This window comes from Thalassobellus citreus, from assembly GCF_044385915.1.
In the GTDB taxonomy this organism is placed as follows: Bacteria; Bacteroidota; Bacteroidia; order Flavobacteriales; family Flavobacteriaceae; genus Thalassobellus; species Thalassobellus citreus.
This window is the reverse complement of record NZ_JBISCC010000127.1, coordinates 331,212-355,409: the sequence shown is the minus strand read 5'-3', so window position 1 is coordinate 355,409 and position 24,198 is coordinate 331,212. Positions and strand designations below refer to the sequence as shown.

Below are 24,198 nucleotides of genomic sequence, written 5' to 3'. Positions count from 1 at the left end.
CACGGAAATAAAAAACAATCAATTAGAAATAAGTCGCCTTTAATCCTAATCCTGTTGTTTCTTCTAAACCAAACATTAAATTCATGTTTTGAACCGCTTGTCCAGAAGCACCTTTTAACAAATTATCAATCACACTAGTAATTAATAATTTGCCATTATGTTTATGTAAATGTATTAAACATTTATTAGTATTTACAACTTGCTTCATATGCAAAAACTCATCTGAAACAAATGTGAATTTTGCATCTTTGTAATAAGACGTATAAATTTCTTTTGCCTCTTCAACCGTTCCTTCAAAATCAGTATAAAGTGTTGCAAAAATACCTCTAGAAAAATTACCTCTATTTGGCATAAAAATAATTTCAGAAGAAAAACTATTTTGCAACTGGCTAACCGACTGATTAATTTCTCCTAAATGCTGATGCGTAAATGGCTTGTAATACGAAAAATTATTATCTCTCCAAGTATAATGCGTTGTTGCAGATAATGATGTTCCTGCTCCTGTTGCTCCTGTAACCGCATTAATATGCACATCGTTATTTAGCAAACCTGCATTTGCTAATGGTAATACCCCTAACTGAATGGCTGTTGCAAAACATCCTGGATTTGCTATATATTTTGCAGACTTAATATCGGCTCTTTGTAATTCTGGTAAACCATAAACAAATGTTTTTCCGTTAAAAACTTTATCAGCTTCCAATCTAAAATCATTTCCTAAATCGATAATTTTTGTGTTATCTGAAAACGTATTTGCAGATAAAAATTTAACCGAATTACCATGTCCTAAACACAAAAACAACACATCAACATCTGGGTTTACAGTATCTGTAAATTTCAAATCTAACGATCCTACTAAATCTTGATGAATTTTACTTATTTTGTTTCCAGCATTAGATGTACTGTACACAAAATTAATATTTGTGTTTGGGTGATTTATTAGTAATCTAATTAATTCACCTGCAGTATATCCTGCGCCTCCTATAATACCTACTTGAATGTTTTTCATTTTGTGCTGTTTTTATTCATTCCTGCATATCACAAATTATGTGATTTCTCCTTTCGTCGAAATGACTCAGTTTTTAAATTACTTATTTAGAATTTACTTGTCTGTATATTTTATTTTGATTTCCTAGAATCTTGATAAACCCTTTAGCGTCATCTGCTGTCCAAGCTTTATTTTCTTCACCATAAGTACTAAACTTACTTGACATTAAATCGTGATCTGAAACAATGCCATCTAAAGAAAAATGATATGGTTTTAAAGTTACCGTTACATCACCAGAAACCATGTCTTGACTACTTTGCAAGAAAGCTTCCATATCTCTCATTACAGGATCTAAATATTGTCCTTCATGCAAATGCATACCGTAGAAGCTAGATAAATAATCTTTGTGTTGTAATTGCCACTTAGTTAACGTGTGCTTTTCTAAAAGGTGATGTGCTTTTACCGTTATCAATGCAGCAGCAGCTTCAAAACCAACTCTTCCTTTTGTTCCTACAATAGTATCGCCTACATGAATATCTCTACCAATAGCATAAGCCGAAGCGATATCATTTAACTTTTCAATATTTATTCTAGGATCATTTTCTTCACCATTTAAAGCTGTAAACTCACCGTTTTTAAACGTTAATGTTACTTTTTCTTCACCTTCTTTTTCTAATTGAGATGGATATGCTTCACTAGGCAAAGGTTTTTCTGATTTCAATGTTTCAACACCTCCAACACTGGTTCCCCAAAGACCTTTGTTTACAGAATATTTAGATTTTTCCCAAGGCATATCAATACCTTCAGATTTTAAATAATCTATTTCTTCTTGTCTCGTTAATTTCTCATCTCTAATAGGCGTAATAATTTTGATATTTGGCGCCAAGGTTTGAAAAATCATATCGAAACGTACTTGATCGTTTCCAGCTCCTGTACTACCATGAGCAATATATTCTGCATCTATACTTTTAGCATACTCAATAATTTCAATAGCTTGAATAATACGCTCTGCACTTACAGATAATGGATAGGTACCGTTTTTTAATACGTTTCCAAAAATTAAATACTTTACCACTTTATTATAAAATGTGGCAACCGCATCAATATTCTTATAGGTTGAAACCCCCATTTTATAGGCATTACTTTCAATATGACTGATTTCTTCTTTTGTGAAACCACCTGTATTAACGCTTACCGCGTGTACATCATATTCTTTTGATAAACTTACTGCACAGTACGAAGTATCTAATCCGCCACTGTATGCTATTACTAATTTTTTCATGTGTAATACTATTTGTTTTTTATTTCCGCGAAAGCGATAATCTATTTTTTATCTTTTTTTAGAAAAAGAGCTTCTTTAATACGCTTTAATCTTTTAAAAACTTTTTCTTTAATTGGTTTTATTTCTTCTTCTTTTACCTTTGGATCATACAACATACCTGTACATAAGCACATTTTTCTGTTGGTACGGGTAAGTACATCATAATTTTTACAAGTTTGACATCCATTCCAAAAAGACTGATCATCTGTTAATTCAGAAAATGGTACTGGTTTATAGCCTAAATCGCTATTCAATTTCATGACTGCTGAACCTGTTGTAATACTAAACACTTTAGCATTTGGAAACTTGGTTCTGGAATGTTGAAACACTTTGTGCTTAATCCTTTTTGCTAAACCCATATTTCTGAAATCTGGGTGCACAATTAAGCCCGAATTAGCTACAAATTTACCATGCCCCCATTTTTCAATATAGCAAAACCCAGCAAACCTATTGCCTTCTAAAGCAATAACAGCATTGCCGTTTCTCATTTTTTCTGCAACATATTCTGGTGTTCTTCTTGCAATTCCTGTACCTCTAACTTGAGCAGATTCTGCAATTACATCACATATTTCCTGTGCATACTTTACATGATCATCATTAGCAATTATGACATCTATTTTTTTCATGTGTTTACAATCATCTTTTTTTATCAGTCACATGTAACATTCATTTAATATTTACTTAAATATCAAAATTTAATTATGAATGTTTCATAAACGAATATCGTCTAAATAAACTATAAAATTATATACTTGTTTTTTCAAATCCAATGAGATTATAGAACATAAGTTTATACACAATGTGTATAATATTTTTTTAATTTCTATATATGGATTTTATGCTCTCGGGGAAGCAGGACACACCTACTTCAAAATAAAATTAGACCCTCAAGGGGCGGCGAAAGCGGCGAGCAGGAATAGTAGTATTAACTAATTTGTTCAAGAATTGAACCTTAACTTCTGTAATAATGTAATTTACCGTTTTCATAATAATAGTAACTCTAAATCGTCGGCCTTAGCCCCTTTCGTTAACTAGATTCTGCAATATTACGTAAAAAAAATGAGGTAAAGAAAAGTAAACTATAAAAAAATGGCAGATTTAATAGTTTATAATATTCAATTTACATTAATAATAACCGGAAGTTCGAATGCTGTTTTTACTTGTTGCCCACGTTTTATAGCTGGAAATATTTTAGGCAACGAATCTATACTTTTAGTAAGTAAGGTTTTAATATTTGGTATTTCTTGTAAAGTGAGTGTATCTATTTTAGAATTTGAAAGCGACAACACTCCTGTTTCTGACACTTGAAAACTCAGTACAATCGTGTCATTAATATTTTGAGTAACCACAATACCATCACGCTCTAAAAAACTAAAAATATGAGTTGTTAAATGATTTTCAAAACACTCTTTTTTTTCTTGTTTCGTAGACATAGAGTCGCAAGAAGAAAAGGTTGGATACACATCTACATCGTTCCAATTAAAGGTTTGTAATTCTTCATTTAATATAGCCTCAGAAGATGTTTTTTTTACATTAAAATACTCGCAAGAAGTGAGCATAAAAACTAATATAAAAACGTATAAGTGCTTCATGGATTAAAAGTAATCACGAAAATACGATTTTTTTAGATTATTAACTCACACTATTTTTCATCTTCTTCTTTATTAACTTTAAGAAACCTTTCTTTTTTTAATTCTGTAATTCGATGATTTACAAATTCTTTCATTTTACTATTTGGAAACTTCTTATTTAAATCTTCATAAACTTTAATTTTTGCATCATAATCGGCATAATAATTTTCAAGCGTTACAGCTAAATGAAAATGAATCTTTTGGTTTTCAGGACTTTTTCTTATCGCTTTTTTCAAAGTAGCAATAGCCTCTTTGGGTCTTTTAAGATGATTTAATACCGTTGCTAATTTTGCGTATTCAGCATCTAAGGGTTTATCTAATAAAAATATGGCTTTTGAAATATACTTTTCGGCAGTCTCAAAATTATTTAAATGTTCGTAGTACGTACCAATAGCATATATCGAAGTAGCATCAAGTGGATTGAACTTTAATATTATCTCTCTATACTCTATTGCTTTTTCGTAATCGTATACTAAAGAATAGCTTAGACTCAACTTCTCATAAATATATTGGGAAGACTCACCTAAATCAATTAATTTTTTAAACCATAATATAGCATTATGGTAATCTTGTTTTTTATAAAAATTTTGAGCTTTTAAATTAATAAGTTCTGTATTATTCTGATACGTTTCTAAACCTTTATCGACATAGGTATCTACAAGATCATACTTTTTATATTTCAGATAATATTTAGCAATTCTATAAATAGCTTTTTGATGTGTTTGGTCTAACTCGTAGGCAGAACGAAACCTATCTATAGCAGTAGAGTCTTTTAATTTTTCTAGAACCAAACCTAATTCGTAATGATAATTTGGGTTTTTATCATCTATATAAACTAAATCGTTAAAAACCTTAGTTGCGGTTTTGTATTTCTTAGTTTTAGATAATAACCTCGCATATTCAAACTTCAACAAAGCGTCTTCTGCGTTTGCTTTAATGCTTAACTCATAATTTTTAAGCGCTTCATCATAATTACCAATAGCCCTGTATGCTTTCGCTATTTTATCATACACTTCATTTTTATTATTATACGTTTTATAACGCTCTATAGCTTTGGAATAATTTCCATTAGTATACAAACTATCTGCCATATTTAAAACCGAAGTTTGAGCTTCGGCTTTAAATAGTATTAGCAATAAAATGATTGAAAATATTCTAATCATTTTTAATCTTGTACTTGAAATATTATTGGTAAACTATAAGGTACATTTACTATTTTTCCTTTTTGCTTACCAGGAATCATTTTTGGTAAAGATTTAATAACTCTTGTAGCTTCTTCCTCTAAACTAGGATATGGAGCTCTCGAACGCACTCCTGCTATATTTCCTTCTGTATCTATAATAAAAATAACATTAATACGATGCTTGCCTGTTAATCCTTTTTCTTTTGCGATTTTAATATTGAAATTTTTGTTTACAAATTTTGATATTTTTTCAGACATGCAGTCTCTTCGCTCTTCATTACTAGTTAAATCTTCACAACCAGGAAAGACAGGAACTTGTTCTATTACTGAAAAAGGTACATCTATTATATTCTCATTAAAAACACCTTCAACAACTTTGTACTCTCCTATTTTTTCTCCTCTAATTAGTTTAAATAGTTCTGCTTTGTCCGCTTCACTAATCACTCCATTATTTTCTTTAACTTTTAATTTCAATAATTCTATTTGTTCTGAAATAGTCAATTCTTTATTATTCGTTTGTTCAGCACACGAGGTATAAACCAGCATCCCTAAAACTATAGGAATTAATAATGTGTATTTTAATAATTTAATCTGTTTTGATTTTGATTTTTGCAACATAATGATTCGTTTTTTGATTAATGATTGTTTAAAAAATGTATTGATGAATGATATATTTTTAGTCTCGAAAACTTGAGTCAACAAATTTTGATAGTACTGCGATTTGTCTTGATGTTTTACCGCTTCTGCATCTGCAATAAATTCATGAAGTGTATTCACTCTATTTTGATACATATATACCAAAGGGTTAAACCAAAATAAAATGCGAAGTATTTCAAAAAACAATAAATCTAAACTATGTAAGTGCTTTACATGAACAGTTTCGTGTTTTAAAATAGACTCTCTATCTTCACTTTTAATAAAATCGCCTAGAAAGACATATCGAAAAAAGGAAAATGCAGCATTACTGTTTATCAATTTTACTAAAGTTAAATCCTTTTGATAAGTCTTAGGGTTTTTAAAAATTAAAACTAAAATTCGAATTAACTTATAAAGGAAAACAAATAAAGCTATAATTAGGCCTGTATAAAAAGCGATTGCCCAATAAGAAACATTATTATTTATAACAACTGTTTCTAATAACACGAAGTTATTAGTATTTGATGGTGATTGACCAATAACGACTTCTGGTAGCGATATAATATATTCTTGAGGTAATACATCTTTAAAACGATTAATCTTTATAAACGGTATTGCAAATGATAATAAAGAGGTTACTATAAGATAGATTCTATTCCAATTAAAAAAGGTCTCTTTTTTTAAGAATACATCATATATTAATAAGAAGAATAATTGAAACGCAACGGTTTGTATGATATAATGTAACATAACTATTCCTTTTTATTAATTTCCTTTAAAACCGATTCTAATTCGTTTAAACTGATATCATTTTTCTTAACAAAAAAGGACACCATACTTTTAAATGACCCTTGAAAATAATTATCTACTAATTTATTTATAGATTGGTTACTATAGTCCTGTTGCTGTAAAAGCGGAAAATAGATATGTCCCTTACCTTCCTTTTCATAGCCAACAAATCCTTTGTTTTCTAATATTCTAACAATGGTTGACACTGTATTATATGCAGGTTTCGGCTCTGAGAATTCTTTAATAATGCTTTTTACATTAGCTTTTTTTAGCTGCCATAATATTTGCATAATATCTTCTTCTGCTTTGGTAAGTTGTTTCATAATGGATGAAATATATTTGTTCAACTAAAAACTTAGTTAAACAAATATAACTAAATAATTAGTTTGAACTAATTATTTAGTTTAAAATGTAACATATGGCATGATTTTTCGTCTTAACTATATAAAAATCAAACACATTTATGGATATTATTTTAATTATTATTGCTGCTTTACTAATTATTTCAGGAATTATTGGAAGCTTTCTCCCTGTTTTACCAGGCCCATTAACTAGCTGGTTAGGACTTTTAATAGCTCATTTTACGGATGCTATTCCTATGAATAAGTCATTTCTTATTATAACTTTAGCGATAGCTATACTTATATGGATTTTAGATTATATTATTCCAGCCATTGGCACTAAACGCTTTGGTGGCACAAAATATGGTATGATAGGAACTACTATAGGGTTAATTATTGGACTAATAAGTCCTATTCCTGGAGGCATTATTATTGGTCCGTTCGTTGGTGCATTAATTGGAGAACTTTTAAACAAAAGCGATTCTAAAACTGCTACTAGAGCTGCTTTTGGTTCCTTTATAGGTTTTTTAACGTCTACATTTATAAAATTTGTAGTCGCGATTATTTATTTAGGACTATTTATTGGGTTACTTATAGAACACGGTAGTTACCTAATTAATGGGTAGAAGAAACCCTGTGGGTCTCTCACCTCCACAGGGCTATGTAAATTGCTATTATCAACAAAAAAAATTGAGGGATTACTTAATTTTTAGAAGTGTTGATAAGACAAATTTAATTAAAATACCTATCTTCAAAGTGCGGGAAAACCGTAACTAATGTGCGGGTTAGATATAGAATCTAATTATACTAAGGATTTACAAGCTTCATAAAAGTGAAAATTATTTTGATTTTTAAAAACAAAAAGCTAAATGTTATATAAAACCTTTCTTTCTTGCTTCATCTAACAAAGTTTCGTCTTGCGCATCTGTAACTTCGAAAATTTCTCTGAGGTGCTTTTTTCTTTTTTCAACAGCACTTAATGAAATATCTAAATGAGATGCTAAGTTTTTTGTTTTTACACCTTGTGATAATAAATGAAGAATTTTTCTATTCTTTTCATCAACAACAATGTCACTTGTAATGGCTTTTCTAATAAAGCTATTTACAGTGCCACTATAAAAAGGCGGATTGTTAAGTACTGCTTGAAATGCACTAGCAAGCTCGCTAGATGTTAAATCACTTTTAATTAAAAAACCTTCAGGATCAATAGTTTTAATGATATTATGAATTCTAAAAGGCTCATTAAACATCGTTAAAATTATAATCTTAGATTCTGGTAAATTTTTACGAGCATAACCTGCTAAATCTTCACCAGAGGTCATTTTACCATCTGTTGAAGGTGGCAAACTAATATCAACAAACAATACATTATAAGGCAATTCGTTCTCAATAGATTTATCCATTAAAGCAATAGCCTCATCGCAATTATTAGCTATGTCTATTTTTAATTCTTGATTTTCCTTTTTGGTAAAAAGCAATGTATTTTGATACCCCTCAATAATCATTGGATGGTCATCAATCATTAGTATTTTAATTTTTTGGATCATAAATTTGGTTTTTTAGTCAATTGGGGCTTCAATTGTTACAGTTGTTCCTATATTTTGTTTTGAGGTTATACTAATAGTTCCTTCTATTTCTTGAATTCTTGAATTCATATTCTTCAAACCAATACCTGTTTTTGCTTTATTTACATTAAAGCCTGAACCATCATCGGTCATAGTTAAGCAAATTACATTACTTTTTAATTTAAAACTAATATTAACAATAGAGGCATTAGCATGTTTGTATATATTATGCAATGATTCTTGCACTACTCTATAAATATGAATCTTAGTTTTATTTGAAACTTCTTCCCAAATAATAGCATCATCATGCTTTAAAGTATATTCTAATTTATAAACATTAGTTTGAGTTTCTACTAAGGTTTTAATAATATCTATAAAACCAGAACCAGAAACAAAATCGGTATTTAATTCATGTGATACCTTTCTAATATCTTGCTCAATAGTTTTAAGCTCATCAATATATTGGGCTCTAGTTTTAATGGCTTCATCACTTTTATTCATATTTAAACTGTCTAAGCTTAAACGTGTACCAAACAAACGTCCTAAAACACCATCATGTAACTCTTCAGAAATACGCTGTTTTTCTAGAGTTCTAGCTTCTTCAATATTTTCATTTTGAGACAACATAAGGTTATAAATTTCTTCATTTGCTTCCTGTTGGTCTTGTCTAAATTTTAATTCATTATTTTTATTTCTTTGTGTTATTACTATGTATAATAATATTGATGCAATAATTAATATTATTGAAATTACAAGCAACCACATACGCTCTCTAGTTATTTGCTTGTTTTCTTGCTCTATTTGATTAGTTTCATACTGAATTCTGGTAAACTTATTTCGTGTAGCCCGTTCATTTTTAATTAAACTATCATTAAGTTTTATGTATTTATCATAGTATTTAACAGCTATACTATCATCTTCAATATCAGACAGCAACAAATAAGATCGCAATAAATCATCTTTTGAATATTTTTTTGAAATTTCTTTAGACTTATAAGCATAATACCTAGCAGAATCTGTTTTATTTAAGTCCTTATAATATTGAGCTAAATGTTGATTAATTATTACTGTATATGACTCAGCTCCAATACTATCGCAAATTTTTAACGCCTTAAGATATAAGTTTGGAAGTTTTTCATAATTATTAGACAAATAGGATGCATGAGCATAATTATCTAAAACTACAGCAAAAAAATCTGGTCTTTCTTTTTCTACCCCCTTATTACCTAAAATCTCTTTTAAATAATAAAGCGCATGATTATATTTACCAGCATCTTTATAAGTTACAGCTAAATTATTTTTCAAATTATTTAACATCAATTCATTGGCTCCGTCAATCTCATTTTGTTTGTCAATTGCTTTTTTAAAATAGGGTATAGCTTCATCAAATTGTTCTAAGATTTTAAAAATATGACCTAAATTATTATAAAAATGTGACTGAAACTTTAAAACATCTTTGGTTTCTTCTAATTGATCTAATAAAGACAAACCTTTAATAGAGGTTAACTCACTCCCTGTTAAATCTTTTTCTTGTTTTTGTATTAATGCTATATCTAAAAGTACAATGGCTCTGTTATAATAATCATCAAGCGCATTAAACAATTTTTCAGCTCTATCATCATAATAATAAGCACTATCAACTTCCTTACCATAATAATAATATCCTAAGTTTTTATTTATGTTTGCTAATGCAATTGAATCTTTTATTTTATTAGCCAATTTTAAACCAATATGGCTATAATAAAAAGTTTTAGAATCTCCTTTTTTAGAATAAATTGAAGATAAACTAGCATAACTTTTAACAATTAAAGAATCAATTTTTATTCTTTCAGATAAAACTTTTGCTCGTTTTGCATCATGTAATCTTTTCTCAATTGTTACAAATTCAACATTCTCTGAATTAGTAAGATAATATTGAATACTATCTATATCTTCTCTTTTATTAACTTCTTGAGAAAAAGATATATAAGAACAAAAAAATAATAGAAAGTAAAATTTAATATTCAAAAGAGATAAATTAAGTAATTTATCAAATGTATTTATAATTTTTTAATTTTTTAAAAAGACAAAGCCTTTATTATTCATAATAAAGGCCTTTATAAAAATTATTTAAATAATAATATTATCTAGTTTCTATTATTCCATCTCCAACAATTTTAGTTGTTTCTGGAGCAACTAACACATCATCTTCATTTAAATCCTGTTTTGTACAAGAAGTAAATGATGCAAAAATAACGGCTACAATCAAAGTAATTTTTAGGGTTTTCATAATATTCAATTTTAAGGTTAATTTATTTTTCTATAATATTTTTAATAAAAATTGTATCGAAGATTTTGAAACCAAAATCTTTGACAGAGGGAAAAATGGATAATTAACTTAAAAACCGAACGCACAAAAACGCACAGATTTTTTTACTTTTAAATTGAGGGATTCGACATTTCTGTCTATAAATGGATTAACTTTCTTTCGGAGCTGAGGGGAAATGATTTGGGTTGCTCGTTAAGAAGTACTAAAATAGGTTAAAGCGCTTACTTAAATGAAATATTTTCGACAAAACACCTATTTTAATCGATTAAGTGTAATTTATCGCTTTAAAACTGTTTATAACTTGTTGAAAACTATAAAAGAGTTGATTTATTTTTAACCAAACTTGTTTTAACAATTATAGTTCTAACATCTTCATTTAAATGCATATTCTGCAATCTAGTTATAAGTAATTGAGCGGCATTAGCACCAATAACTTTAGCATGTTGACGTATAGTTGTTAATCTTGGTAAAGTATGGTTAGAATCAGACTTACTAGCAAAACCTATAACAGACATATGTTTAGGCACTTTTTTACCCAAATTGATAGCTGAATTTATAGAAATTATTCCTGAAGAGCTATCTGCAGCAACAACACCATCGATGGTTTCGTTTTTCTTGAAAAAAGATTTAATTATTTTCTGATGATCATCTTTCTTCTTTATTCTTAAAACCAAAGGTACTTGACCTCCATCTTCTAAAATAGCTTTATTATAACCACGTTCTCTTAATTTCCCAACACTTAAATCATCTATATTACTTATAAAAACAATGTTCTTTCTGTTTTCAAGCAATAAGTTTTTAGTTGCATTGTATGTTGCATCAAAATCGTCTACAATTACCTTATCACACATAACATCATGAGCTACTCTATCAAACATAACTATAGGTAGACCTTGACTAATTGTTCTTTTAAAATGATCGATCTCATTTTTAATCTGAGTTTCTTCCGAAACACATAAAATAAAACCATCAACACTTCCATTTGCTAATAATTGTAAACTATCCTTTTCCGCTTCTAAAGATTCATTAGAGATACAAGTAATAATATTATAACCTAACTTGGTTGCTTCTCTTTCTATACCAAAAAGAACTTTTGCTAAAAAATGATTAAGAATATTTGGTATAATAACTCCAATAGTCTTTGTTTTGTTCTGTTTTAAACTTAAAGCCATTCTATTAGGCTTATAGTTATATAATTCAGCTAATTCTTTAACACGTTTTACTGTTTCTTCTCCAATTTCTTCGCTATTATTTAAAGCTTTAGAAACTGTAGAAATAGAAACATTTAACTCTTTTGCAAGCTGTTTTAAAGTAACCATGTAATGTATTTAGATAAATTATGAGTTGCGCAATTTACAAAAATCTCTTTTTTAAATTACTTTGTTTAAAATAAGTTATCAAAGATTTCATATTAGATTGAATATTTTTATAAGAAATATAAAAAATAAAACCACAATCTTAAATATAATTTAATGCTTTAAAACATTAAGAATCCTATTTTTGTATTTCAAAAAATATACTATGGATTTTTCAAAAGTAAAACTTGTTGTTAGCGATATGGATGGCACCTTACTAAACAATAATAGTGAAGTAAGTAATCGTTTTTTTAATCAGTTTGAAAAATTAAAGCAGCGTAATATCCACTTTGTAGCTGCTAGCGGACGACAATACCAAAGTATTTTAGAAAAATTAGATACCATAAAGCATGACATTTCTATAATTGCTGAAAATGGCGGCATCATGCAACATGATAATGAAACAAATATTCTTTTAAAGCTATCTTCTGAAGATGTATTAAAAACAATTAACACTTTAAGAACCATAGAAGGGTGCTACATTGTTTTATGCGGAAGAAAATCAGCTTACATAGAAACTAACGAACCTAACTTTATTTCAAAATTTAGTAAATATTATGCCGAATATAAAATTGTTGATGATTTAACAAAAGTAGCAAACGACGATTTTTTAAAAATAGCAGTTTACCATTTTGAATCTTCTGAAACTTATATATTTCCGCACTTAAAAGCATTAACAAACCAATTACAAATAATTGTATCTGGACAAAATTGGTTAGATATTTCGCATGCCAATGCAAATAAAGGTTATGCTTTAAGTATGCTTCAAGAAAAAATGGGTATCCATAAAAATGAAACAATGGTTTTTGGCGATTATAATAACGATTTAGAAATGCTAAAACTAGCACATTTTAGCTTCGCCATGGAAAATGCACATCCAGACGTAAAAAAAATAGCTAATTTTGAAACTAAAAACAATTCAGAAGAAGGTGTAGAAACTATTCTTGAACAACTTTTAGAAAGTTAATACTTTAAATTCTTAAAACTTTCTCTAGCTGAGAAAAACAAAAAAGCACCCTTTTTTCAATTAAGAAAAAAGAATGCTTCTACAAAATAAATATATAAACTACTAATTAACTTCTAACTAACCTCTTACTTCTTTAACTATTGCTAAAGCAGCTTTAACATCTTGCTCTAATTTAGCGTAATCTTTATTCGCTATAATGTCTTTAGATATTAATTTAGATCCCATACCAACACAAGTAACACCGGCATCAAACCAACCTTTAAGGTTTTCTTTTGTTGGAGATACACCACCAGTAGGCATAACGCTTGTCCATGGTTGAGGGCCTTTAATTCCTTTTACAAATTGAGGTCCGTAAATATCGCCAGGGAATAATTTAACAATCTCACATCCTAATTCTTCAGCACGTGTAATTTCTGTTAATGTACCACATCCTGGAGACCATAATACTTTTTTACGGTTACATGCAATTGCAATATCTTCTCTTAAAACAGGTGTTACAATAAAGTTTGCTCCTAAAGCCATGTATAATGATGCAGCTGCTCCATCTGTAACAGAACCAACACCCATAATCATACCTGGTAATTCTTTAATTGCATATTTAGTTAATTCACCAAAAACTTCATGAGCAAAATCACCACGAGCTGTAAACTCCATTAATCTTGCACCACCATCGTAACAAGCTTTTAATACTTGTTTACTTAATTCTATATCGTTGTGAAAAAACAAAGGAATCATTCCTGTATCTTTCATGGCTTGAGCCACTTCTAATCTTGAAAATTGTGCCATTTTTTTATTGTTTTTTTGTTTAGCGGTTTATCGTTGAATCGAAATACACAACTCAACGATAAACCTATAAACGTATTTATTATCTTGCTACACGTCCAGATGCATCACCACCCATTAATTTCTCTACCTCAGCAACAGTTACTAAGTTAGCATCACCTTTAATAGTGTGTTTTAAACATGACGCTGCTACTGCAAAGTCTAATGCATTTTGATCATCTTCAGGGTACGTTAATAATCCGTAGATTAAACCTCCCATAAATGAATCTCCTCCACCTACTCTATCAACAATATCAGTAATTTGGTACTGACGTGTTTCAAACATTTTTGTACCATCATATAATACACCAGCCCAAGTGTTATGAGAAGCAGAAATAGAACCTCTTAAAGTTGTAATTACTTTTTTAGCTCTTGGGAATTTTTTCATCATTTGTTGACAAACAGATAAAAAAGCTTCAGCTTTTACATCATGACCTTGTGTTTGAACACTAATACCTTCTGGTTTAATTCCAAAGTGCATCTCTGCATCTTCTTCATTCCCTAAAATAACATCACAATAAGAAGTTAATTCAGTCATAATCGCTTCACGATCACCACCATACTTCCATAATTTAGCTCTATAATTTAAATCTGTAGAAATAGTAATTCCTTTAGCGCTAGCAGCTTTTACAGCTTCTAAACACACATCTGCAGAACTTTGAGAAATAGCTGGCGTAATACCTGTCCAGTGAAACCACTCAACACCTTCAAAAACAGCATCCCAATCAACCATACCAGATTGAATATCAGCCATAGCAGAATTAGCTCTATCATAAACTACTTTACTACCTCTAGATACAGCACCAGTTTCAAGGAAATAAATACCTAAACGATCTCCACCCCATACAATTTTATCAACACCAACACCTCTTTTACGCATTTCCATCATAGCACACTCACCAATATCATTTTTTGGTAAACGGGTTACAAAATCACAAGATATTCCATAATTAGCTAATGAAACAGCTACGTTAGACTCTCCTCCTCCGTAAACAACATCAAAATTATTTGCTTGCGAAAATCTTAAAAATCCTTGAGGAGCTAATCTTAACATGATTTCCCCAAATGTTACTACTTTACTCATTTCTTAATTGTTATTTAGTTAATTTAATTTGCTTAAACGTTTAAGCAAATTTCTCAAATAAAATCAAAACCAATGACTGTCTTATGGTTTTGATTATAAAAACTAAAACATTATATTTGCTTAAACGTTTAAGCAAATATATAAAAAAATTGAATAGAAAAAAGAAAACTACCATAAAAGATATTGCTAACGTATTAAATATATCGCCTGCAGCAGTTTCAAAAGCACTACATGATGACCCCAGAATAAGTGACAAAACAAAAAAAGCTGTAAAACAAGTTGCCAAAAATTTAAATTATCAACCCAATCATTTAGCTAGTGCTTTACGTAAAGGAAAAAGCAAATTAGTTGGCGTTATTGTACCTAGAACAAACAGTAACTTTTTTTCTTCTGTCATTCAAAATATTGAAGAAGTTTTAAATAAAGAAGGTTATAATATAATAATTACACAATCTAACGAATCGTATAAAAAAGAATGTAATAACATTGATACATTATTGTTTACTCAAGTTGATGGTATTATTGCTTCTATGGCAAACGAAACTATTAATTTAGAGTATTATGAAAAAATTAAATCTAAAGGCATTCCGTTAATTCTATTTGATCGTGGTGAGAATGATTTAAATGTTGATTATATAGGTATTAATGATTATGATAGCAGCCATGTAATTGTTGAACATTTAGTAAATCAAGGATGTAAGCGTATAGCTCATATTGGCGGATATAAACACACTCGAATTTTCAATAATAGAATAAGAGGCTATATAGATGCGCTAAAAAAACACCATTTACCTCTTGACAAAGAACTTCTTATTGAAAGTAGCCTGACTATTGAAGATGGAAGACAAAAAATGATCAAATTATTAGCTTTAAAAAACAGACCAGATGCTGTTTATGTGGCTGGTGATTATGCTGCTTTAGGGGCCTTACAGATACTAAATGAACAACACATTAAGATTCCTAATGACATAGCACTAGTAGGCTTTGGAGATGAACCTTTTACGGCTATGGTTACCCCAACAATAACCAGTATAAACCAACACAGTGCTGAAATTGGAAAACAAGCTGCTAAAACATTTTTGAACCACGCAAAAAAACCAGTTGCAAAACAAACATTAAACAAAATAATTTTAGACGCTGAATTAATTATTAGAGATTCTTCTAACGTAAAAAAACTTAATTCTTAACATAAAAAAAGCGTATATATAAAATACACGCTCTTTGCTATTAATCATTTTATAATGTTATCATTCAACAGTATAGAAAGAACAATATTACAATTTTTGACCGTTTAGTTGTGTAACAAATGTTACACAACTAAACTTCAACTCTTATTTATAGTCCTAAAAAAGAATAGCAAAATATTATCATCTTCAAAGCCTTTTCTTATTTTTTTAAAAGCTATACTCATTTGTGCTTCTACTGTTTTTATAGAAATACCTAATGTGCTTGCTATATCTCTATATTTAATACCATCTATTTTGTTCATTCTAATAATCTCCTTACATCTTGGAGGTAATGAATCTATAATTAAATTCATTTTTTTTATACGCTTTTCTAATGCTTCATTATCGTCTTCAACTCTATCTCTTAATGCTTTTTCATAAACAACATCCAACAACCTTGTTTGCTTTTTTTTCTTTTTGATACTGTCAATATATCTATTATAAGCAATAGCATATAAATAATTTTTAGGAGACCTTATATCATCTAATTTCTCTCTATCATTCCATAAATTAATAAAAGCTTGTTGTACAACATCCTCAGCACTCATTTTATCATGTGTATATGTAATAATATAAGCTACCAATCTATCATAATATAGATTGAACAAATATCTAAACGCCTTTTTATCACCTCGTTTAAATGCTTTTATGGCATCTAATTCATTCATATATAATATAAATTATTAAAAAAATATTTTATTTCTTAGGGGTTTTATCAAGTTTTAATGCAATACTATAAAGAAATATAGCGAAAACCGATTAAACTATAAAAAATTCGCAATAAATTATGAAAAACCACATAACAAAACTTTTAATAGGGACCATAACAGAACAAGAGCTTAAAGAGCTTAATGACTGGCTGGCTATTCCTAAAAACCAATCTAAATTAGAATCTACAATTTCAGATTATCATGATTTAAATTTATCGATGCTAAAAACCAATATTGATGATGCATATAAAAATGTTATAAATATTATTGAACAAAATGAAGCATCTAAAAACCCTGTCAAGGTCCTTCCTCTGTATAAACGGAACTTTTTCAAATATACTGCTGTTATCTTATTATTCATATCTGCAAGTTTCTTCTTTATAAAGAAAGACAATCTAACTGATAAAAACAATACAGAATCTATAATATCTAAAACGCTACCAGGAACAGACAAAGCAACATTAACACTTGAAGATGGAACAACAATAGCTTTAGAAAAAGAAACCGTTTACCAAACAGAAAACATAAGTAGCAACGGAAAAGAGATTATATATAATACAACTCAAAATAAGAAAAAAGATATAGCATACAATTACTTAACTATTCCTAGAGGCGGACAGTATTTTCTAAAATTAGCTGATGGCACCAAAGTTTGGTTAAATTCTGAAACTCAACTAAAATACCCAACCAATTTTATAGATGGAGAAACAAGAATCGTAGAACTTATTTATGGAGAAGCCTATTTTGATGTTTCTCCTAGCACCTCACATAATGGTTCTAAATTTAAGGTTCATAACAACAATCAAGACATTGAAGTTTTAGGTACCGAATTTAATATTAAAGCTTATAAAAACGAGAATAAAATTTACACAACACTTATAGAAGGAAAAGTTGCTGTAAGTAACATAACTACTAGCTCTGTTTTAAAACCAAATCAACAATCTATTTTATCTATTAACACTAATCATATTGATATTACAGAAGTAAATGTATATCCTGAAATATCTTGGAAAGACGGCATTTTCAATTTTAGAGAAAAGAAATTACAAGATGTTGTTATTGTTTTAATGAGATGGTACAATATTGAGATTAGCTTTAAAGACGAGAGCTTAAAACATGAGAGATTTAATGGTTTAATAAGAAAAAATCAAAGTTTAGAGAGCATACTTAATACTATAAAACAAACTCAAACCATAGAATACGAAAAAATAGAAAACAAAATCATTTTAAAAATCAAATAAAAAAAGGAATGTGGTTTAGACCTTCGAAAATTCAAACCATCATTCCCTTAAAACTTTAATTAATTAAAACAATGTTTAACTAACTAATTTACAAATTTATGGAAATTAATTTTACGCGCTTAACTTTTCGAGAAAAACGAAAAGTTATAACAAAGCTTGTTATGAAAACCTTTATTATTTTATTTTGTACGACCATGTTCAGTTTCGCTCCAAAAAACACTTTTGGACAAGCTGACAAAATTGTTATTGATAATGATCAAACACTCTCTATAGAAGATGTTTTAGATTTAATTGGTAAACAAACAGATTTTACTTTTATATATAGTTACAATTTATTTGAAAACCTACCAGAAGTAGAACTTAAAAAGGGAACTATATTAGCGAATGATCTTCTAGAAAAAAGCTTACCTTCAAATAATTTCAACATTAGCTTTAGTGATGAAAAGACTATTTTAATTAAAAAGAACACGCCTATTTTAAGGCAAAAGCAAACAGAAATTCGAGGTATTGTAACCGACATAAATAACATCCCTATACCTGGTGTTTCAGTATTAATAAAAGACACAAATAAAGGTGTTTTAACAGATATAAATGGTCATTTCACAATTAGTATTTCTGGAAAATTCGCAACACTACAATTTGTGTCGTTAGGATATATTACAGAAGAAGTTAATTTAGGAGAATACACAACTATAAATGTTGTTTTAAAAGAAGACATATCTGAACTTGATGAAGTAGTAGTTATTGGTTATGGCACTACTACACAACGTAATGCAACAGGATCTGTTTCTACTGTAAAAGCAAAAGTACTAGAACAACAACCAACGCAAAACCCTATGTTATCATTACAAGGTCGTGTATCGGGACTTTTAGTTACAGCTGCTAGTGGACGTCCAGGAGCAAATACCCAAGTACTGATTAGAGGCGTAAATTCTATTGGTGCAGGAAATAGTCCATTATATATTATAGATGGCATTCCTTTTGATTCAAACCCATTAAATCAGTTTGATGCCATAGGTAATCCTAATATTGGTAATCAAAGCCCTTTGAATAGTATAAACTCAAACGATATTGAAAGTGTAAGCGTATTAAAAGATGCCGATGCAACTGCTATTTATGGATCTAGAGGAGCAAATGGTGTTATTTTAATTACCACAAAACAAGGAAAAAATAGTGGTAAATTAAAAGTTAATATAAATTTAAATACAGGAGTAGGTGATGTTGCTCACAAAATGGATTTAATGAATACTAGCGAGTATTTAGATTTTAGAAATCAAGCATTCACAAATGGCGGCAACACTCCTAACGATGGTAACGCTCCAGATTTAACCTTATGGGATCAAAATCAAGAAACAGATTGGCAAGAAGTACTACTTGGAGGCACTGCATATATAAATAATGCAAATTTAACCTTTAGTGGTGGCGATACTAATAATCAATTTTTATTATCTGGAAATTACAGAAAAGAAACCACGGTATATCCTGGTGACGCAAAAAATACAAGGGTAGGATTTAATGCTTCTTATAAATTCAAATCATCAGATAAAAAATTCGGTCTTCGTTTTGTTAGCACGTACTCTCTTGATGACAACTTTAGTTATGGTGGCGATTACGGCACTAAAATTTTAACAAGCCCTAACCTATTGCCTTATGATATTAACGGTGAGTTAAATTGGGAAAATTTAGGCCCTTATGACAATCCTCTTAGAGAGCTTTATAGAACATATGTAAATAAAACTGATAATTTTAACACCAATATTGTTTTAGACTATAAAATAACACCTGCTTTAGTAGCTAAAGTAAGTTTAGGTTATAATACTATTAAAATGGATCAGTTTACTGGAAACTACAGAAAGTATTATGCTCCAACAAGCAGCTCTTCACCCAATGCTAGCTTTGGAAATAATGAGCGTACTAGCACTATAGTAGAACCTCAAATTAATTATTCTAAATCTTTCGGAAAACATAATTTAAATGTTCTATTAGGAAGTACTATTCAAAAAACAAAAACCGATTCAGAATATATCTATGGAAGTAATTACTCTACTGACGCCTTATTAGAATCTCTAGCAGGTGCAGGAACAATAAGTGTATATAACAATGACGAAACTGATTATCGTTATGTATCAGCTTTTACAAGAGTAACATATAATTATTCAGACACATATATTCTTAACGGAACAGTTAGAAGAGATGGTTCATCTAGATTTGGACCAGGAAAACGCTATGGTAATTTTGGCTCTATTGGTGCTGCTTGGGTATTTTCAAATGAAAGTTTCTTGAAAGACAACAACTCATTTTTAAGTTTTGGAAAATTAAGATCTAGCTACGGAACGGTTGGTAACGATCAAATTGGTAATTACCAATATCAAGAAACATGGTCATCGTATTGGAAGAGTTATCAAGATGTGTCTTCTTTACGACCTCAGAAACTTTCAAACCCAAACTTTAGATGGGAAGAAGTTGCTAAATTTGACGTCGCACTAGAATTAGGCTTTTTTAATAATAAAGTATTACTAAATGCTAATTATTATAAAAACAGAACAGACAACATGCTTATAACATCTACATTACCATCTATAACAGGGTTTACTGGTATTACTGAAAACTTACCTGCAATCGTAGAAAATAGAGGATGGGAACTAGAACTTAATACAAGTATTATTAATACAGATAAAATTAAATGGAACTCATCGTTTAACATAACTATTCCTAAAAATGAGTTAGTTAAATATGACGGATTAGAAACATCAAACAATTCTTGGAGATATGAAATTGGACAACCAATTATAAATGCTAGAGGCTTTATTTTCAAGGGTGTTAATGCAGATACGGGCGTTATAGAATTTGAAGATTTAGATGATAGTGAATCTATTACATTTAACGAAGATAGAACTACATTAGGAACAACAATTCCAGAGTTTTACGGAGGTCTAACAAACACTTTTAAGTATAAAAACTGGACTTTAGATTTTCTATTTCAATTTGTAAAGAAAGAAGATTGGGATTATAAAAACAAACAATACACAGCTATAGGAGGTAGACAAAATTTTGGTTCTGAGGTTTATAATGGTGTTCAATCAAATAGCAGCGACTTCCCTGCTCCTACTACTGCATTCAACCCTTTATGGTATAATTATATTGGTTCTACAGCTTCTTGGGGTGATGCTTCATATATAAAATTAAAAAATGTTTACTTGTCTTATAGCTTACCAAAAGCATTAAACTCTAAAATTGGTTTTGCCAATGCAACCATATACTTTCAAGGACAAAATTTAGTGACGTTTACAAACTATTTAGGTTTAGATCCAGAAACAACAGGGCTATTTACACCGCCTTTAAGAACCTTTTCTTTAGGTCTTAATTTATCGTTCTAACTAAAAAAAATATAAAATGAAAAAACATATATCTATAAATAAAATGATAGTAGCATCAATTTTGCTAATATCAAGCTTTCTAAATTCTTGCGACAACTATTTAGAACCAGACCCTTCAACAGCATCATTAACATCAGAAAATGTTTTTTTATCTGATGCCACTTCTAATTCTGCAATATCTGGAATGTATGCTACAATAATGAACTCTAATGAAGTAAGCAGTATGCTAAATGGAGGTTTAGGGGTTATGACTGGTCTTAGCGCAGATGAAATACATGATTTTAATACAACCTATCAAGATTACGAAACCAATTCTATTAATTACTCTGATTTTGGACCTGTTTATTACCATTGGCTAGAAGCTTATAAAAGCATCTATAATTGTAATGCCGCAATAATAGGATTAACAGACAATGAGTTTGTAACACCAAGTGTTAGAGATAATCTACTTGGTGAAGTTTATTTTATGAGAGCACTTAACTATTTTTATTTAACAAATTTATACGGTGCTGTACCACTTATTACAAATACAGATCCAGCAGAGAATAAAGATAAATCAAGAACGTCTTCAGATGAGATTTACAATTTAATTGTTTCAGATTTAGATTTAGCAATACCACTTTTAGCAGAAAATTACATATCGGCAGAAAGAACTAGACCTAATAAATATACAGCAAAAGCTTTAAGAGCTAGAGTTGCTTTATATCTTGGAGATAACGTTACAGCCATAAACGAAAGCACAGATGTTATTAATAATGCTGCTACTTATACATTAAGCCCTATAGAAAGCGTGTTTAAAAATACTAGTCAAGAAACTATTTGGCAATTAGCTTCTGTTTCATGGAAACCAAATGCTTTAGATGCTCATTTTTATAACCCTAATGGCAGACCATCTTATACCATAACAGATGACTTGTTGAATAGTTTTGAAATTAATGACAAAAGAAAAACTAATTGGATCGCTCAATATACATACAACTCAGAAATCTATAATTACCCATTTAAATACACACAAACATTTCAACGACCAATTACAGAATATAATGTTGTATTCCGTTTAGCTGAGCAGTATTTAATTAGAGCTGAAGCAAAAGCAGCAACAGATATTCCTGGAGCTGTTAGTGATTTAGATGAAATAAGAAAAAGAGCTGATCTTTTACCATACAGCGGAACATTATCTAAAACAGCGGTATTAGATGCTATCGCACAAGAAAGACGTGTAGAATTATTTTCAGAATGGGGCCACCGCTGGTTCGATCTTAAAAGAACCTCTAAAATTGATGCTGTTTTAGGAGCATTTAAAGATAATTGGAAAAGCAGTGCTCAACTTTGGCCAATACCTCAAAAAGAAATAGATGCGAATCAAAACTTAAACCCTAATAATGAAGGATATAACTAGAGTGCATTATTTTATAAAATTATCATTTATTATTACAATCCCATTTTTCTTCATATTTTCATCTTGTTCAAAAACAAAAAAAGAAGAAACGGGTTATGTAATTAATGGTAATATTAAAGACTATAAGGGAATGGTATACCTTGAGTCTACAATAGATACTTTAAAACAGTCTATAGATTCTACAGCAGTAGTGAACGGAAACTTTACCTTTAAAGGTAAGGTTTCCGAACCTCTGATGTATACTTTAAAAGTTTCTGGTGTAAAATATCCCAAATATTTTATACTAAGCAATGATGACATTAATGTAGCTATTAATAAAGACACTATATTTAAATCTGAAATTACAGGAGCAAAACAACATGCTATCTACAATAGCTTTTATAAAAATGATTTTGAAATAATAAGAAAAATGGCAGGTCCAATATATGCCATATCTGATTCTATTTCTCAATCTGGTAAAAAGGAATTAACGGATTCTGAAAAAGCTTTTATGAAAAAAAAATGGAGCGACATGAGTGCTTTTGCAGATAGTGTTACTAATAACTTCATCCTTACTCATAAAAATGATGTTGCTGCTCCGCTTCTTATTTCCGAAAGATACATTACGTATTCTAAATCTGAAAAAGCAAAAACACTTTATAACGAGCTACCAAAAGAAATACAAAATTCTTATTATGGAAAAAAAATAAATGAGGCTCTCATTGCTTTTGATAAGACTTCTGTAGGCTCAATGACTACTGAAATTTCTCAAAAAACTCCAGAAGGGAAAATAGTTAACCTATCTGATTACAAAGGCTCTTATGTTTTAATAGATTTTTGGGCAAGTTGGTGCGGACCTTGCCGAAAAGAAAATCCTAATGTACTATTAGCATATAAAAAATACCATAAAAAGGGATTTGATGTTTTGGGTATTTCTTTAGATAAAGAAAAAGATAAAGACAAATGGATAAAAGCTATAGAAAAAGACCAATTGGTTTGGACCAATATTTCAGACCTTAATGGATTTAAAAACAAAGCTGCCAAAGCTTATGGTGTAAAGGCTATTCCTCAAAATTTCTTAATTGACCCTAAAGGAAAAATCATTGCTCAAAATTTAAAAGGAGATGCACTAGATAAAAAGTTAAGCGAATTATTTGATTGATAAATTAGAATAAAAACGCATTGAAATATTTATATATCAAAATTATCGATGTAACATTCTTTTCTCTTTAGCTACGAAATGTCTATTCAAAATAAAAACAGGGTTTCTAGATATTAG

General features: G+C 29.4%; 21 protein-coding genes. 7 read left to right on the top strand and 14 right to left on the bottom strand.

Annotation, left to right across the window (positions count from 1 at the left end; all coding sequences use genetic code 11):
* Nucleotides 1-22 precede the first annotated feature (22 nt).
* The 7 genes from argC to ACH5TX_RS15140 all read right to left on the bottom strand — a co-directional run bounded on the left by argC (nt 23) and on the right by ACH5TX_RS15140 (nt 6,868).
* On the bottom strand, nt 23-1,006 hold the full coding sequence (argC, locus tag ACH5TX_RS15170) for an N-acetyl-gamma-glutamyl-phosphate reductase (protein ID WP_439340336.1): 984 nt from the start codon (nt 1,004-1,006) through the stop codon (nt 23-25).
* 82 nt (nt 1,007-1,088) lie between these two features.
* On the bottom strand, nt 1,089-2,267 hold the full coding sequence (locus tag ACH5TX_RS15165; RefSeq protein ID WP_439340335.1) for an argininosuccinate synthase: 1,179 nt from the start codon (nt 2,265-2,267) through the stop codon (nt 1,089-1,091).
* Between the two features lie 41 nt (nt 2,268-2,308).
* Complete coding sequence (locus ACH5TX_RS15160) at nt 2,309-2,923, bottom strand: GNAT family N-acetyltransferase (protein ID WP_439337512.1); 615 nt, start codon at nt 2,921-2,923, stop codon at nt 2,309-2,311.
* Between the two features lie 498 nt (nt 2,924-3,421).
* Entirely contained in the window at nt 3,422-3,898 is a 477-nt protein-coding gene (locus ACH5TX_RS15155) for a hypothetical protein (RefSeq protein ID WP_439340334.1), read from the bottom strand.
* Between the two features lie 50 nt (nt 3,899-3,948).
* Entirely contained in the window at nt 3,949-5,100 is a 1,152-nt protein-coding gene (locus ACH5TX_RS15150; RefSeq protein ID WP_439340333.1) for a tetratricopeptide repeat protein, read from the bottom strand.
* Between the two features lie 2 nt (nt 5,101-5,102).
* Nucleotides 5,103-6,506 carry a M56 family metallopeptidase gene (locus ACH5TX_RS15145; protein ID WP_439340332.1) on the bottom strand — a complete coding sequence of 468 codons (1,404 nt, stop codon included), beginning with the start codon at nt 6,504-6,506 and terminating at the stop codon, nt 5,103-5,105.
* Between the two features lie 2 nt (nt 6,507-6,508).
* Nucleotides 6,509-6,868, bottom strand: coding sequence for a BlaI/MecI/CopY family transcriptional regulator (locus tag ACH5TX_RS15140; protein WP_439340331.1), 360 nt, complete (start codon nt 6,866-6,868; stop codon nt 6,509-6,511).
* Nucleotides 6,869-7,008: 140 nt separating this feature from the next.
* On the opposite strand from ACH5TX_RS15140, the gene ACH5TX_RS15135 reads away from it, so the two are divergent.
* Nucleotides 7,009-7,512: a DUF456 domain-containing protein gene (locus tag ACH5TX_RS15135; protein WP_439340330.1), complete on the top strand. Its 504-nt coding sequence runs from the start codon at nt 7,009-7,011 to the stop codon at nt 7,510-7,512.
* Between the two features lie 246 nt (nt 7,513-7,758).
* Here the strand turns inward: ACH5TX_RS15135 and ACH5TX_RS15130 are convergent, their stop codons facing one another.
* From ACH5TX_RS15130 to ACH5TX_RS15115, 4 genes are all read right to left on the bottom strand, one after another.
* Nucleotides 7,759-8,433, bottom strand: coding sequence for a DNA-binding response regulator (locus ACH5TX_RS15130; protein WP_439340329.1), 675 nt, complete (start codon nt 8,431-8,433; stop codon nt 7,759-7,761).
* A gap of 12 nt (nt 8,434-8,445) precedes the next feature.
* A complete protein-coding gene (locus ACH5TX_RS15125) occupies nt 8,446-10,458 on the bottom strand; it encodes a tetratricopeptide repeat-containing sensor histidine kinase (RefSeq protein ID WP_439340328.1) in 2,013 nt (670 codons plus the stop codon).
* A 115-nt stretch (nt 10,459-10,573) separates the two neighbouring features.
* Entirely contained in the window at nt 10,574-10,720 is a 147-nt protein-coding gene (locus ACH5TX_RS15120; RefSeq protein ID WP_439340327.1) for a hypothetical protein, read from the bottom strand.
* Between the two features lie 350 nt (nt 10,721-11,070).
* Nucleotides 11,071-12,078 (bottom strand): LacI family DNA-binding transcriptional regulator, encoded by a 1,008-nt coding sequence (locus tag ACH5TX_RS15115; protein WP_439340326.1) that lies wholly within the window; start codon nt 12,076-12,078, stop codon nt 11,071-11,073.
* Nucleotides 12,079-12,280: 202 nt separating this feature from the next.
* Here ACH5TX_RS15115 and ACH5TX_RS15110 point away from each other — a divergent pair, with 202 nt between their 5' ends.
* Nucleotides 12,281-13,081 carry an HAD family hydrolase gene (locus tag ACH5TX_RS15110; RefSeq protein ID WP_439340325.1) on the top strand — a complete coding sequence of 267 codons (801 nt, stop codon included), beginning with the start codon at nt 12,281-12,283 and terminating at the stop codon, nt 13,079-13,081.
* Between the two features lie 117 nt (nt 13,082-13,198).
* Here the strand turns inward: ACH5TX_RS15110 and ACH5TX_RS15105 are convergent, their stop codons facing one another.
* A complete protein-coding gene (locus tag ACH5TX_RS15105; RefSeq protein ID WP_439340324.1) occupies nt 13,199-13,867 on the bottom strand; it encodes a bifunctional 4-hydroxy-2-oxoglutarate aldolase/2-dehydro-3-deoxy-phosphogluconate aldolase in 669 nt (222 codons plus the stop codon).
* A gap of 79 nt (nt 13,868-13,946) precedes the next feature.
* Nucleotides 13,947-14,987, bottom strand: coding sequence for a PfkB family carbohydrate kinase (locus ACH5TX_RS15100; protein ID WP_439340323.1), 1,041 nt, complete (start codon nt 14,985-14,987; stop codon nt 13,947-13,949).
* A 149-nt stretch (nt 14,988-15,136) separates the two neighbouring features.
* Here ACH5TX_RS15100 and ACH5TX_RS15095 point away from each other — a divergent pair, with 149 nt between their 5' ends.
* Nucleotides 15,137-16,174: a LacI family DNA-binding transcriptional regulator gene (locus tag ACH5TX_RS15095; protein ID WP_439340322.1), complete on the top strand. Its 1,038-nt coding sequence runs from the start codon at nt 15,137-15,139 to the stop codon at nt 16,172-16,174.
* Between the two features lie 137 nt (nt 16,175-16,311).
* Here ACH5TX_RS15095 and ACH5TX_RS15090 read toward each other — a convergent pair whose 3' ends face one another.
* Nucleotides 16,312-16,881, bottom strand: a complete 570-nt coding sequence (locus ACH5TX_RS15090) for an RNA polymerase sigma factor (protein WP_439340321.1) — start codon at nt 16,879-16,881, stop codon at nt 16,312-16,314.
* A gap of 119 nt (nt 16,882-17,000) precedes the next feature.
* Between ACH5TX_RS15090 and ACH5TX_RS15085 the strand changes: the two genes are divergently transcribed.
* From ACH5TX_RS15085 to ACH5TX_RS15070, 4 genes are all read left to right on the top strand, one after another.
* The gene (locus ACH5TX_RS15085; protein ID WP_439340320.1) at nt 17,001-18,164 is read left to right on the top strand and encodes a FecR family protein; all 1,164 of its coding nucleotides are present in this window, start codon (nt 17,001-17,003) and stop codon (nt 18,162-18,164) included.
* Nucleotides 18,165-18,325: 161 nt separating this feature from the next.
* Nucleotides 18,326-21,541, top strand: a complete 3,216-nt coding sequence (locus tag ACH5TX_RS15080) for a SusC/RagA family TonB-linked outer membrane protein (protein ID WP_439340319.1) — start codon at nt 18,326-18,328, stop codon at nt 21,539-21,541.
* 16 nt (nt 21,542-21,557) lie between these two features.
* Nucleotides 21,558-22,940, top strand: coding sequence for a RagB/SusD family nutrient uptake outer membrane protein (locus ACH5TX_RS15075; RefSeq protein WP_439340318.1), 1,383 nt, complete (start codon nt 21,558-21,560; stop codon nt 22,938-22,940).
* Nucleotides 22,924-24,081, top strand: a complete 1,158-nt coding sequence (locus ACH5TX_RS15070; protein WP_439340317.1) for a redoxin domain-containing protein — start codon at nt 22,924-22,926, stop codon at nt 24,079-24,081. The genes ACH5TX_RS15075 and ACH5TX_RS15070 overlap by 17 nt, the downstream gene beginning before the upstream one ends.
* The last annotated feature ends 117 nt before the right edge of the window (nt 24,082-24,198 follow it).

Coding starts and splice junctions, on each gene's coding strand:
- ACH5TX_RS15070 (WP_439340317.1), top strand. CDS start 22,924: ATGAAGGATATAACTAGAGTGCATTATTTTATAAAATTATCATTTATT.
- ACH5TX_RS15090 (WP_439340321.1), bottom strand. CDS start 16,881: ATGAATGAATTAGATGCCATAAAAGCATTTAAACGAGGTGATAAAAAG.
- ACH5TX_RS15100 (WP_439340323.1), bottom strand. CDS start 14,987: ATGAGTAAAGTAGTAACATTTGGGGAAATCATGTTAAGATTAGCTCCT.
- ACH5TX_RS15075 (WP_439340318.1), top strand. CDS start 21,558: ATGAAAAAACATATATCTATAAATAAAATGATAGTAGCATCAATTTTG.
- ACH5TX_RS15110 (WP_439340325.1), top strand. CDS start 12,281: ATGGATTTTTCAAAAGTAAAACTTGTTGTTAGCGATATGGATGGCACC.
- ACH5TX_RS15080 (WP_439340319.1), top strand. CDS start 18,326: ATGAAAACCTTTATTATTTTATTTTGTACGACCATGTTCAGTTTCGCT.
- ACH5TX_RS15115 (WP_439340326.1), bottom strand. CDS start 12,078: ATGGTTACTTTAAAACAGCTTGCAAAAGAGTTAAATGTTTCTATTTCT.
- ACH5TX_RS15165 (WP_439340335.1), bottom strand. CDS start 2,267: ATGAAAAAATTAGTAATAGCATACAGTGGCGGATTAGATACTTCGTAC.
- ACH5TX_RS15140 (WP_439340331.1), bottom strand. CDS start 6,868: ATGAAACAACTTACCAAAGCAGAAGAAGATATTATGCAAATATTATGG.
- ACH5TX_RS15085 (WP_439340320.1), top strand. CDS start 17,001: ATGAAAAACCACATAACAAAACTTTTAATAGGGACCATAACAGAACAA.
- ACH5TX_RS15150 (WP_439340333.1), bottom strand. CDS start 5,100: ATGATTAGAATATTTTCAATCATTTTATTGCTAATACTATTTAAAGCC.
- ACH5TX_RS15135 (WP_439340330.1), top strand. CDS start 7,009: ATGGATATTATTTTAATTATTATTGCTGCTTTACTAATTATTTCAGGA.
- ACH5TX_RS15120 (WP_439340327.1), bottom strand. CDS start 10,720: ATGAAAACCCTAAAAATTACTTTGATTGTAGCCGTTATTTTTGCATCA.
- ACH5TX_RS15155 (WP_439340334.1), bottom strand. CDS start 3,898: ATGAAGCACTTATACGTTTTTATATTAGTTTTTATGCTCACTTCTTGC.
- ACH5TX_RS15130 (WP_439340329.1), bottom strand. CDS start 8,433: ATGATCCAAAAAATTAAAATACTAATGATTGATGACCATCCAATGATT.
- ACH5TX_RS15145 (WP_439340332.1), bottom strand. CDS start 6,506: ATGTTACATTATATCATACAAACCGTTGCGTTTCAATTATTCTTCTTA.
- ACH5TX_RS15105 (WP_439340324.1), bottom strand. CDS start 13,867: ATGGCACAATTTTCAAGATTAGAAGTGGCTCAAGCCATGAAAGATACA.
- argC (WP_439340336.1), bottom strand. CDS start 1,006: ATGAAAAACATTCAAGTAGGTATTATAGGAGGCGCAGGATATACTGCA.